The 12,776-nt window shown below is 63.2% G+C and carries 10 protein-coding genes; 5 read left to right on the top strand and 5 right to left on the bottom strand.

The features are described from left to right. Nucleotides 1-30: 30 nt before the first annotated feature. A complete protein-coding gene (locus D3870_RS16610; protein ID WP_158590485.1) occupies nt 31-2,730 on the bottom strand; it encodes an autotransporter outer membrane beta-barrel domain-containing protein in 2,700 nt (899 codons plus the stop codon). A gap of 389 nt (nt 2,731-3,119) precedes the next feature. On the opposite strand from D3870_RS16610, the gene cysC reads away from it, so the two are divergent. The 4 genes from cysC (at nt 3,120) to D3870_RS16630 (ending at nt 7,764) form a co-directional block, all read left to right on the top strand. Continuing rightward, nucleotides 3,120-3,671: an adenylyl-sulfate kinase gene (gene cysC / locus D3870_RS16615; protein WP_119740819.1), complete on the top strand. Its 552-nt coding sequence runs from the start codon at nt 3,120-3,122 to the stop codon at nt 3,669-3,671. Nucleotides 3,672-3,684: 13 nt separating this feature from the next. Beyond that, nucleotides 3,685-5,718 (top strand): sensor histidine kinase, encoded by a 2,034-nt coding sequence (locus tag D3870_RS16620; RefSeq protein WP_158590486.1) that lies wholly within the window; start codon nt 3,685-3,687, stop codon nt 5,716-5,718. A 56-nt stretch (nt 5,719-5,774) separates the two neighbouring features. Then, a complete protein-coding gene (locus tag D3870_RS16625) occupies nt 5,775-6,461 on the top strand; it encodes a response regulator transcription factor (RefSeq protein WP_119740823.1) in 687 nt (228 codons plus the stop codon). 106 nt (nt 6,462-6,567) lie between these two features. Further along, a complete protein-coding gene (locus D3870_RS16630) occupies nt 6,568-7,764 on the top strand; it encodes a glycosyltransferase (protein WP_119740825.1) in 1,197 nt (398 codons plus the stop codon). Between the two features lie 151 nt (nt 7,765-7,915). On the opposite strand, the gene kdpE is transcribed toward D3870_RS16630, so the two are convergent. The 4 genes from kdpE to D3870_RS22130 all read right to left on the bottom strand — a co-directional run bounded on the left by kdpE (nt 7,916) and on the right by D3870_RS22130 (nt 12,399). After that, a complete protein-coding gene (kdpE, locus tag D3870_RS16635; RefSeq protein WP_119740827.1) occupies nt 7,916-8,614 on the bottom strand; it encodes a two-component system response regulator KdpE in 699 nt (232 codons plus the stop codon). After that, nucleotides 8,611-11,367, bottom strand: a complete 2,757-nt coding sequence (kdpD, locus tag D3870_RS16640) for a two-component system sensor histidine kinase KdpD (RefSeq protein ID WP_119740829.1) — start codon at nt 11,365-11,367, stop codon at nt 8,611-8,613. Before kdpD ends, kdpE begins: the two co-directional genes overlap by 4 nt. 69 nt (nt 11,368-11,436) lie before the next feature. Continuing rightward, nucleotides 11,437-11,919 carry a PTS sugar transporter subunit IIA gene (locus D3870_RS16645; RefSeq protein WP_119740831.1) on the bottom strand — a complete coding sequence of 161 codons (483 nt, stop codon included), beginning with the start codon at nt 11,917-11,919 and terminating at the stop codon, nt 11,437-11,439. Nucleotides 11,920-12,150: 231 nt separating this feature from the next. Beyond that, nucleotides 12,151-12,399, bottom strand: a complete 249-nt coding sequence (locus D3870_RS22130; RefSeq protein WP_147375808.1) for a hypothetical protein — start codon at nt 12,397-12,399, stop codon at nt 12,151-12,153. Between D3870_RS22130 and D3870_RS16650 the strand changes: the two genes are divergently transcribed. Continuing rightward, nucleotides 12,393-12,773: a BPSL0067 family protein gene (locus D3870_RS16650; RefSeq protein WP_147375809.1), complete on the top strand. Its 381-nt coding sequence runs from the start codon at nt 12,393-12,395 to the stop codon at nt 12,771-12,773. The genes D3870_RS22130 and D3870_RS16650 overlap by 7 nt on opposite strands. Nucleotides 12,774-12,776 lie beyond the last annotated feature (3 nt).

A 12,776-nucleotide genomic window follows, 5' to 3' on the forward strand; every position in this document is an offset into this window, starting at 1 on the left:
CCCCGTTGCAGGGGAAGGCGTTACGTTACATCAGAACGGCATGCGCAGCTTGACCGACGCGGTCTGGTTGGTGAAACCGCGACGCGCCTCGAAGTCGTAGCCGGCGGTGACTTCGACGTTGCCGGTCTGGTTGACCACCACGCCAAAGCCGCCGCGTGTCAGCCAGCGCGACGGATCGATGCTCGGCGTGGCGAATGCCGCGCCGCCGCCGACGAAGGACGACGTGATGGTTCCCGACCCGCCCAGCGCATCGTAGCCGACGCCGAGGTTGGCGGTCAGCCTGGTGCCGCGATTCAACGCATGGGTCAGCTTGCCGCCGGCCAGCAGGATCAGCTCGTCGGTGGTGCGGCTGTTGACCTTCAGGCTCAGATCGCCCGCACCGCTTTCGGTATAGCTGCTGTCACGAACGCGCATGTAGTCGGCGCGCAGCGTCGGTTCGAACGAGGTGCTCGCGTTGATGTCCATCACGCGGCGCACGCCGACGCCGACGTGCGTGCTCCAGCTGTCGTAATCGGCCGAGGCGGCACGGTTCAGGCCGCCGAAGTTGATCACGCGGTTGGCGCTGTTCTGGTGGTTGCCGACATCGAGCTGGAAGTCGAGCGCGGTGCGCGCGTCAAGGCTGTGGCTGCCGTAGACGATCGCCTGATAGCTGTCGACCTTGGCGTGCTGTGATGAGGCGCTGGCATTGCCGTCGACCTTGCTGTGCGAAAAGGCGAACGCGGCACCGGCGCGGGTCGCGCCGCCGATGGCGCTGTCCGCGCCCAGCACCAGCCCGTACATGTCGGCACGGTAGCCGGCCACGCCGTCGCTGTCGGATTGCCGGGCCCACGAGCCGAACGGCTTGGCCCATGCCTGGCGGTCGCCTTTGGTTTCGTCGCCGGACGACAGACCGCCGTTCGGGTTGCCGCCCGCGCTGCCGCCGTCGAGGCGCGACTGCACCACGTGGCTGGCGCCGTAGCCGGCGTTCATCGCGGCCTGGGCGGTGCCCTGCATCGGCAGCAATTGATTGACGGCGGCGCCGACTTGCGCCGCAGTGCCCAGCGAACCGAGCGCATTGATCACGCCCTGCATGTCGGTACCGCCCGCACCGCTTGCCATCATGCCGTCGAGCACGCCGGCTGCGCCTTGCGCGGCCGGATTGGCAGCATCCCTCACGGACAGTCCGCGCTTGGTGGTGATGTCGATGCCTTTGCCGCTGGCATTGACCGCGGCGCTGAAGTCCCACAGCGCGCTGTTGTCGGCGACGGTCAACGGACCGGCGGTCAGCGTGCCGGTGGCGTGCAGCACGTCGGTCAGGACCGCGCCGTTGGCCAGGGTGTCGTTGGCGCTGACATTGACCGCGAGCTTGTTGCTGGCCGACAGGTCGGCCGTGCCGCTCACGGTCAGCTTGCCGTAATGGCTCGCGCTGGACGCGCCGGTTTCGAACACGCCGGTCGCGCCCTGCACGTAGTTGCCGCTGATGACGGCGGTATTGCCGGCCGCTACCGACAGCTTGCCGTTGTTGCGCAGCGTGGGAACGGTGATGCCGCGTCCCGCGCCATCACCCATGTTCAGGACGCCGCCGCTGGCGATGTTGAAGGCGCCGACGTCGAAGGTGTTCGCGGTGCTGAAGCTGCCGTTGACGTTGACCGTCGCGTTCCTGCCGGTGACCGCGCCGCTGATGCTGCCGGTGGCACCGTCGAGATTGAGGACGTGGGCCGTGGTTTCACCCAGGTTCACGCCGCCGGTGATCGTGCCGCTGTTGGTGATCGTGACGGCCCCGGTCGCGCCGGACAGGTCGATGGCGGTGCCGCCGGTACCGATGATCGAACCGCTCGCGGTGTTGACGATGCCGTCGGTAATGCTGCCGCCGTAGTAGCCCCCATATCCGTCATCCCCAAACTGGCCGGTATGGATTCCGGTCACGCCGGTGATCGTGCCGCTATTGGTGATGCGGGTGACGCTGCCATCCCTGACCACGTCAATGCCGTTGCCTGTGCCCCCGGAAATCACGCCCCCGGCATTGTTGGTGATGCCGCCGGTGACGTGGCCTTCACGGTCAACCTGAATGCCGGCATCCGCGCCGGTGATCGTGCCGCTGTTGACGATGCTGCCGAGGAGATATCCGCTCTCGACGACAATGCCGCGTTCCCCGCCGGCGATCGTGCCGGTGCTGCTGTTGGTGAGGTTGGTGATGACGTCCGCCTCGCCACCCCACGCGGGGGAGGCAAAACGGATGCCGTTGTCACTCCCGGAAATCGTTCCCGTGTTGGTGATGCCATTGACCGCCCCGCCGCCCGTGTACACCGCGATACCGTCTCCGAAAAGACCGGAAATCGTTCCATGGTTGGTGATGCTGCTGACTTCGTTGGACGTCCACAAGGCAAGTCCGGTATTGCCGCGAATGATGCCGCCGGCGTTGTTGAGAATCGCGCCGGCCTTGCCATGGTCATAAAATTGAATGCCGTTGCCATAGCCATATGTCGACTCGATGATGCCGGAATTGGTGATGTTGCCAACGGTAACGCCGGAGTCGATGGTGATGGCGTCTGTGGAAGTCATCGTCACGCCCGCGCCGTTCCTCACGGTCAGGTCGTTCCCTGCGGAAATGTAGCAAGACGTGGTAGTCGTGGTGCTGATGTCCGTGCCACACGACGCAGTCGCCAGCGCGGCACTCGACGCGAGCGCCAGACAGGCGGCGGCCACCGCAAGATGCATGGCCTTGTGTTTCAAAACCTTGTTGTTCGACATGTAAATCTCCGTGGATAACAAAAAATGCCGGCACCGCAACTGCGGCGTCTGATCGGCCATGCAACATTTATTGCTTATATGCAATGCGCAATGTCGGAGTGTATGGCATGAGGCGGGAGGCAAAACTAACCGATTCTTACAATTGCTCACAATTGGAAACAAATCCGTCCGGTTTGCACAATGCCTTGTGGCATTGAATTGATCTCTGACTGGACGTCTTGATCAGGCCCGTTGACCGCTTTTTGCCGGACGATGAAAGAAATTGCCTTCCAGATAACCTGCCGCAGGGCGCATCGGCATCTCCACGCCACAAGCCTGAGCCGCTTGCGACAAAAACTTGCCGATCTTCAACTATAGTGACGGCTTGCGACAACAGGAATCACGGGCTCATGGACGAAGAAGGCAATGAAACATCGGCAGGACGCGCCCTGCCGGCAAAAACGATCTGGCTGACCGGCTTGAGCGGCGCCGGGAAATCGACGCTGGCCCTCAGCCTGCACCAGCGCCTGACGCGCGCCGGCCATGCGGCTTGCATCATCGACGGCGACACGGTGCGCGGCGGACTGAACGCGGACCTCGGGTTTACGGCGGCGGACCGGGCCGAGAATGTGCGCCGCGTCGCCGAGATCTGCAAGATGATCAATCACTCGGGGGTCATAGCGATTGCTGCCCTGATTTCTCCCACCCGTGCCTGCCGCTCTGCAGCGAAGGGCGTCATCGGCGCGCATGCGTTTGTCGAAGTACATGTCAGCGCCGCCTTGGCGGTCTGTGAAGCACGCGATGTCAAGGGCCTGTACCGCCGCGCCCGCGCCGGCGCAATCCAGCACTTCACCGGCGTTTCGGACGGCTACGAGCCGCCCGACGCTGCCCGACTGGTGCTGGACACGGAAAGAATGAGCATCGAGGCCTGCACCGATGCCATGATGGGCACGCTCGTTTAGCATGATCGCGCCGATGCGTCGCAAGAGCGTGCTGCCGTCGATCTGGCTGATGCTCACCACGGTACTGCTCATTATCGGCGCCTTGCTCGCCTGGTTTTCCTGGGCCGACTATGAATCGACACAGGCGTCGGAATACCGCCTGCTCGAAGCCCATGCCCGCAACACGGAAGCACAGGTCACCGTCGCACTGGACGATATCAGTCAGCTGTTGAGCCAGATCGCGGAACAACGGCTGGCGGAAGGTTCAGCGCCAGCCAGCAAATTCCAGGCTGCACTCACCAGACACCTGTCCGCTTCCCCGGCCATCGGCACGCTGCTGGTGACCGATGCCAGCGGACGTGTCGTGCTCGCCACCAACCCGTCGATGAAGGGAATCGACACCTCGAAACAAGCCTGGTTCACCGCCCACCTCGACCGGACGCGTGCGCCGAAACTGCATGTCTCCCGCCCCGACAAATCGCTGCTGGACACGAATGTCATCACCGTCACGCTACCGATCGTCGATGCCCGGCGCGGCTTTCTCGGCGTGGTCGGTGCCACCGTCGACTACAGCTGGTTCACGCACGTATTGAAGTCCGTCCACCCCGATGACTCGGGCAGCGTCACCGTTCTTTTCAACGGCGACGGCGACATCGTTTATCGCCGCTTCGATCCGGAAAAATTCTTCGGCTCCAACATGGTGAACGTCAGCAAGGTTTTCCGGGAACATGTCGCATCCGGCCAGCGGGTCAGCCGTCATATCGGCCCCTCTCAGGCCAACGGCAAGACCCGCGTGTTCCTGGTGCGCCGTCTCGGCGATACCGGTTTCAGCGTGATCCTGTCGCGCCAGCTGGACGAAGTCCTTGCCGGCTGGCTGCGCAATCTCGTCGTCAACGCGCTGATCTTCACCCTGGTCGCGGCCGTCATGCTGCCGCTGGCCTGGGTGTCCGAACGCCGCCAGCGCGAAGTGCTGGCGGCCAAGGCCTTCACCGACAAATTGATCGCGACCGCCAGCGTCATGCTGGTGGGCCTCGATGCCGCCGGCCGCGTCACCATTTTCAATCAGGCCGCGGAGCGCGTCTGCGGCTATCGCCGCGACGAGGTGCTGGGCAAGAACTGGTTTGAGCTGGTCGTGCCACGCACGCACATGGCGCAGGTATCGACAGCGTTCCACCAGTTCAGACAAACCGGCGACATGCCGCATGCCTTCGACTACCCGATCCTGACCAGAGCCGGGACGGAGCACCTCATCTCCTGGCAAAGCAGCACCGTGCGGGACCAGGCCGACATGTCCACCTTGATCTTCTTCGGGATCGACGTGACCGAACGCCGGCAGGCGGAGGACGAGCAAAAACGCTTTGTCGCCATGATTTCGCATGAATTTCGCACACCGCTCGCCACCATCGACGGTGCCGTGCAGCATCTGGAGATGCATGCGCACAACGTGGATGAGGCAACCCGCCGGCGTTACGTCAAAATCCAGAAATCGGTCGATCGCCTGACCAAGCTGCTGGACGATTATCTGATTCAGGAGCAGCTGGACAGGGTGGCGCACGGTTTGCGCGTCGTATCGGTTGCGCCGCTGACCTTGCTGGAAGACTGCCGCGCCTCGGCCCTGGCGCTATCGACCGAACACATCGTGACCGTAGAGCAGTCGGAAATACCGGACGCCGTCCTGTGCGACCCGGATCTGATGCGGCTGACCTTGCGGATTCTTGCCGACAATGCGGTGAAATACACGGCGCCGGGGTCGACCATCCAGTTGTCCAGCCGCCATGCCGATCGCAACGGCATCGACGGCGTCGCGCTCCTGGTCAGCGATAACGGCGCGGGGATCGACGAAGCCGAACTGCCGCAAGTATTCGAAAAATTTTTCCGGGGGCGAAGCGCCGCCCGGGAAACGGGGTCCGGCATCGGCTTGCACCTGGCGCGTTCCGTGGTGGAGTCGCACGGCGGGTCCTTGACGGCCCGCAATCTGCCAACGGGCGGCGCGGCATTTACGATATGGCTGCCCACTGGCGTGGCGAACGAGATAAAACAAGCCCCTGCTCCAGTGAGAATTGGATAGTTTCCAACAAACACCTTCCTGCACAATCCAGACCGACACCGCCACGACCAATCCAGATGACCAACATAATCTTCGTTGAAGACAACGTATCGTACGCCGAGGATGTGGCGGAGTATCTGGGCGGCATCGGCTACCGCGTGACGCTCGCCGCCGATGCGGCCGCGCTCTGGGCCGCGCTGTCGAACGGACCTGCCGACCTCGTGCTGCTCGATCTCGGGCTGCCGGACGAGGACGGCTTCAACCTCATCCCGGCGCTGCGCCGGCACCATCCCGATACCCGCCTGATCGTCTTGACCGCGCGCGTCACGCTGGACAACCGGATTCAAGGCTTGCGCCTCGGTGCCGACACCTATCTGACCAAACCGATCAAGTTCCGCGAGCTGGCGGCCCACATCGAAGCGCTGTGCCGCCGCATCGGCACCAGGGAGCTTGCCGCGCCGCCTTCGCCGTGGCGGCTTGAAGCAAACGGGCGGCGTCTTGCGTTGCACGGCAAAGGAACGATTGCCCTCACCGAGCGGGAGTTCAAATTCCTGCACCTGCTGGCGCACAACCGGCAGCCGGTGCCGAGGACGTCCCTGCTGATCGGCATGGGCGAGAGCGACGACCCGCAGGCCGCTGCCCGGATCGACATGCTGGTCTATCGCTTGCGAAAAAAAATCAAGACCGGCATGGGCGAGGCGCTGCCCTTGCAAAGCACCTACGGCGGCGGATACAGCCTGTCCGTCCCGTTCGAGCTGGCCTGACCGGCGCCGTTCGAGCTGGCCTGACCGGCGTCATTTTTTATCAAACCAATCAAACGTCGCAATTACCGGACAAGCGTGAGGAATTTATCGGCATGGTGAAAAAATCATGAGCAGCATCGTATTCGCCTGGGAGCTGGGCGACAATTTCGGCCATCTGTGGCGCATGCTTCCGATCGCCGAGGAGTTGATCCGGCGCGGACACCAGGTGCGCTTCGTTCTGAATCATCTTGCCAGCGCGCAGGCCGTGCTTGCGCCCAAAGGCATCGCCTTCCTGCCCTCTCCGTCCATCCAGGGGAAGACCGAGCTCGGCAGGGAGATTGCCAGCTATGCGGACATTCTCGCCACCCACGGCTTCACCCGGCCCGCCGTGTTCAACGGCATGATGAGCGCCTGGGCAAATCTCCATGCGCTTCTCGAAACCGATATCGTCGTGCTGGAGCACGCGCCTTCGGCGCTCGTCGCCGCCCGCATGCTGGGCTTGAAAACCGTGCACATCGGCACCGGCTTCACCATCCCGCCGCGCGTGTCCCCGATGCCGTGCTTTCGTCCATGGCACCAGGGAACTGCGGAAGCGCTGGAAGCGACGGAAAGCAGCGTGCTGTCCGTCATCAATGCCGCGTTTGCCGCCTGCGGACATGTGGCGGCGACGACCTTGAGCGAGGCCTTGTCGACCGACCGCACCCTGCTCATGACGCTGCCCGAACTGGATCACTACCAGGGTGCCGACCGCAGCGCCATCGAATTGACAACCCCCGTGGAAAACAACGGCGGCGGCATGCGCGTGCCGTGGTTGCAGACGAGATATCCGCGCATCTTCATGTATGTGCGCAATCAAGTCTGGCTGCCAGCCGTGCTCGATGTCCTGGCAGGCAGCACCGTGGAAGTCATTGCCGTCATTCCCGACATACCGGATGCGCTGCGCAGCAAGCATGCATCGTGTGAGCACCTGCGCATCTACCGCGAACCCGTCGACCTGCATGCGTTGCTGCCGGGATGCCAGCTCGCGATCACCCACGCCGGCCACGGCACCTCGGTTGACTGTCTGAAAACCGGCGTGCCGATGCTGCTGCTGCCCAATCATATTGAACAGTTGATGATCACCGGCCGGATCGCCGCGACCGGCGCGGGCGTGGGCATCATCCCTTCCACGGTACAGGCCAATTTTGCGCAGGTGCTGCGGGACATGCTGACGCAGCCGGGCTATGCGCAAGCAGCGCAAGGCATCGCCGCGCGCTACAAGGATGCGGACCCGGCACGCTCCCTGCAGCGCGTCGCGCAGACGATCGAATCGCTCCTGCAATAAGTCTGTTGCGGCCGCTTCGGCGGCGCGGGCGTTCCCACCGATGGCGATGCCGCACGACGGCAAGCACTGAAGCGTTTTCCTTGCGGGAGACGCTGCCGTCGACACAGATGGCGCGACGTGCGCCGCGTCGATCAGACCATCCGACGCCACCTCAAGCAGGCAGCATCAGCCGATACCCCACCGCCGTCTCCGTCAGCAGATAGCGCGGCTGCGCCGGATCGTCTTCGAGCTTCTGCCGCAGGTGCCCCATGTAGATGCGCAGGTAGTGGCCGCTTTCGGAATGGGACGGTCCCCATACTTCGCGCAGCAGTTGCCGGTTGGTGACCACGCGTCCCGCGTTGTTCGCCAGCACCGTCAGCAGCCGGTATTCGGTCGGGGTCAGGTGCACCGGCTGCTCCGCCTTCGTCACCAGGCGCGCCTTGATATCCAGCCTGACATCGCCGAACTGGATGATGCCGTGCGCATTGTCGCCGGATTGGCGCTGCCGCCGCAGCGTGGCACGCACACGCGCCAGCAGCTCGCCGACGCCGAACGGCTTGGTCAGGTAGTCGTCGGCGCCGGCGTCGAGCGCCTTGATCTTGTCGCGCTCGTCCACGCGCGCCGACAGCACGATGACCGGCACCGCGGACCAGCGCCGGACATCGGCGATGAAGTCCACACCGTCGCCGTCCGGCAGGCCGAGGTCGAGGATCACGAGGTCCGGCTTGCGCGTACCCGCGTCGATCAATCCGCGCTGCATGGTTTCCGCCTCGAAGATTTGCCACCCCTCTTCTTCCAGCGCGCTGCGCACGAAGCGGCGGATTTGCGGTTCGTCTTCAACCAGCAAGGCAACAGGTATCGATTCGCTCATGATGTGTAGGGTTCGGCGCTGGAATTGGGTTCATCGACAATGTCGGGCATGGCGGGCGGCGTGCCAAGCGGAATGGTAAAGAGGAACGATGCGCCGCCTTCCTGCGCATTCCCGGCGCGGATGGTGCCGCCGTGCGCTTCGACGATCGCGCGGCAGATCGCGAGTCCGAGTCCGACGCCGGGAGTGGCCGATTCGCGTTCGCCGCGCGTGAATTTTTCGAAGAGGGCTTCCTCGCGGCCTGGCGGCAGGCCCGGTCCGTTGTCGCGAACGACGATGTTCAGGAACGGCTCGGCGGTTTCCGCCGCGATCTCGATGGTGGAACCGGCCGGTGTGTATTTGGCGGCGTTTTCCAGCAGGTTGCACAGCACGCGCTCGATCAGTACCGCATCGAAGCGCACGAGCGGCAGCTCACGTGCGAGCCGTGTCTCCACCTTGTGTCCGGCGAGCGAGGAGCCGCTGGCGCGCAAGGCGCTGCCGACCACTTCCTCGATCGGCTGCCATTGCAGGTTGAGTTTGACTTCCCCGCTCTGGATGCGCGCCATGTCGAGCAGGTTGGACACCAGATTGCTCATGCGCAGCGCTTCGTCATGCAGCGCCTCGGCCAGTCCCTGCTGCGCCGGCGACAACGGCGGCTTCGACAGGGTCAGCGACTCGGACAAGCCGACCAGCGCCGTCAGCGGCGTGCGCAGGTCGTGCGACAGCGCGGCCAGCAAGGAATTGCGCAGGCGTTCGGATTCCATGCGCACCAGCGCATCCTGCGCGACCTCGATGTAATGCACGCGCTCCAGCGCAATCGCGGCCAGCGCGGCGAAGGTATCGAGCTGCTGCCGCTGCTCGGGGATCAATATCCAGCGACGGCTGCCGGGCTGGATCGCGAGCACGCCGCGCGTGCGCATCGGCGCCACCAGCGGCAGGTAGAACAGACTGCTGCCGGGCAGCGTGTCGGTCCCCATGCCGGCAGGCGTGGCGCGGTCGAATGCCCATTGCGCGATGCCCATCTCGAGCACGCTCATGTCAGGCATCGCCTCGCCGGACGCAGCCGCCGGCGGCTGCTGCAGGCGGCCGGCATCGTCCGGCAGCAGCAGCACCGCCCTGGCGAGGAAGGTGCGCTGAATGCAGGTGCGCGTGGTCTCGAACACCTGCTCGGTTTGCAAGGCGCCCGACAATTCGCGCGCGAATTCATACAGTGCGCGGGACCGCGTTTCCCGATGCGCCGCGACCCTGGCCTGATAGCGCAGACCCGACGTCAGGTGTCCGGTAATCAGCCCGACCGCCAGCATCACGGCAAAGGTGAGCAGATACTGCACATCGCTGACGGCGAACGAGAAGCGCGGCTGCACGAAAAAGAAATCGAACGCCGCGACCCCGGTCACGGTGGCCATCACCGCCGGCCCGCGCCCCAAGCGGACCGCGACCAGCACAACCGTCAGCAGGAACAGCATCACGATGTTGGCCAGATCGAAGTAGGGCAAGAGCGGCGTGGCGACAAGCGCCGTCAGCAGGCTGGCGGCGGCGGCCCCTGCGTAGCGCGCGAAATGCGAGTGGCGGCGCGGCGCGGCGGCCTTGTCCGCCTCCATCTGTGTTGTGACCGTTGCGCTTCGCTCGTCCGATTCCTGCAGGCTGGGACGGCCGATCTCGATCAGATCGATATCGGGGGCCAGGGCGGCGATCCGCTTCGCATGCGCGAGCCGCCATGACCATGCGGAATGCGCACGCCCGAGCATGATCCTGGAAAAATTCTGGCTGTGCGCATAGTCGACAATCGCCGCCGCGACATCGCTTCCCGCCAGAACTGCGGTAGTGGCGCCCAGGTCCTGCGCGCGTTTCAGCGACTTCAGTATCTGCTCGCGCCGCGCCGATGGCAGCCGCTGCAGGCGTGGTGTCTCGACGTACACGGCGTGCCACTCGGTGTTCAATTGACTGGCCAGCCGCGCCGCGCTGCGAATCACGTGCTCCGCCCCCGGGCGTGGTCCGACGCATGCGAGCAGCGCCGCATCGGTCTTCCACACCGCGTTGATGGCTTTCTCCACGCGGTACGCCTGCACATCGTCCTCGATGCGGTCGGCGGTGCGGCGCAACGCCAGCTCGCGCAGCGCGATCAGGTTTCCCTTGCGGAAAAAATTGCGCGATGCGCGCTCGGCCTGCTGCGCCTGATACACCTTGCCCGCCTTCATCCGCGCCAGCAATTCGTCCGCCGGAACGTCCACCAGCACGACCTCGCCGGCCTCGTCGAACACGGTGTCCGGCAAGGTTTCCGCCACGCGAATGCCGGTGATGCCGCCGACCACATCGTTCAGGCTCTCCAGATGCTGCACGTTGACGGTGGTGAAGACGTCGATGCCGGCATCGAGCAGCTCCTCCACGTCCTGCCAGCGTTTGGGATGGCGCGAGCCGGGCGCGTTGGAATGCGCCAGCTCATCGACCAGGATCAGCGACGGACGACGTGCAAGCGCGGCGTCGATGTCGAATTCGGTGAGCGCCCTGCCGCGGTAGTCGATCGTCTTGAGCGGCAAGACATCGAGCCCTTCCAGCAACACGGCGGTTTCGCGACGGCCATGGGTTTCCACGATGCCGACCAGCACCTCATGCCCGTCTTCCTTCAGCTTGCGGCCGGCGTTCAACATCGCATAGGTCTTGCCCACGCCTGCAGATGCGCCGAAGTAAATACGCAGCTTGCCACGCAATGCCCGGCGTTCCTGCTCTTTCACCTGGGCAAGCAAGGCATCGGGGTCGGGCCGTTGATAATCAGTCATGAGGTCATGATTCGCTGCAAGGGTTTGACATGGTTGATTGTGACATGGCGATCGGATTGTGCGCCGCCCTCACGCCGGATCGTGGTTCGCGCGGCTGCCGCCGGCGCAAGCGCCGACCGCCTGCAGGATGCCGCGCGGATCGTTCGCATCCCTGAGGCGCTGGCGGAAGTCCTGATCGCACAGCATTTCCGCCAGCTCGGCCAGTATCTGCAAATGCGCTACCGCCGCATTGCCAGGGACGAGCAGCAGGAATACTTCCGACACCGGCATGTCATCCGGCGCATCGAACGGGATGGCTTTCCTGAAGCGGGCAAAGGCAAGCATCGGCTGACGCAATCCCTTGATGCGCGCATGCGGAATGCCCACGCCCATGCCAAGAGCGGTCGAGCCCATCCGCTCGCGCTCGCACAGACTGTCATGGACCAGCGTGCGTCCGATCTGATGCTGGCGCTCGAGCAGCGCGGCGATGTGCGCAAATGCCTGCATCTTGTTCGACACATTCAAGTCAAGCGCAATGTTCTCCGGGTAGAGAAGATCGGCAAACGCGTTCATCGGCAATGTCCCGCCTTCCGAGTGTCCTGAGTTGGAAATCCGTTGCAAATAAAAGCGATGAAATCGCGACGAGACAAGGAAAAAAGCGCAGCAAGGCCGAGGCCTTGCGAGCATTTTTGACGCGGTATCGGTGCGATTCTCGTCATCTTTTATGCAGCGAATTTCCAACTCAGGACACTAACAATGCGGAGACGATACCGTTTCCCGTGTAAAAAATTCGTAAAAATTCGATCAAGAGTCGCCACGAACTTCAGCAGCGACAGCCTCAATGATCAGGTTCGTCCGCGCCAGAAAACCATTGTTGGATGCGGACTGATGATTCGCATGCGGGCATTTCATCAATGCCCTTGCCTTGCGAAGATGAAGCAGCGTGCGAGACACGCCATGATTTCCAATTTGACAACAAACAGGGAGTTCAGCATTATCGGCGCCGATGCGAAATTTATTCCGATTCATCAGCCCAGAGAAACGCCATGCCATACGTCTGCAATAAATATCCGGACCTTGAAAATAAAACGCTTTTGGGGTCACATCAGTGCGTTGCATTAGTTCAGGAGTGCGCAAAAGCACCTCATACCTCATTGTGGAAAGAGGGAGAAAGGGTGAAAGGCAGTTTGGTTCTTGCGCCTGGGACGGCAATCGCAACCTTTGTCAAAGGCAGGTATCCCAATCAGGCACATGGAAATCATGCTGCAATCTATGTGCGACAAGATTCCGCTGCGATCTATGTCCTCGACCAATGGAAGGGAAAATCCAGAATCACGATACGTCCGCTTTATTTCAAGGGAAAAGACAAGAATGGAAACTACATTGACCCAAGCAACAATGCCGATGCATTTTCTGTGATCGATTGAGGA

The organism is Noviherbaspirillum cavernae (assembly GCF_003590875.1).
Lineage (GTDB): Bacteria > Pseudomonadota > Gammaproteobacteria > Burkholderiales > Burkholderiaceae_D > Noviherbaspirillum > Noviherbaspirillum cavernae.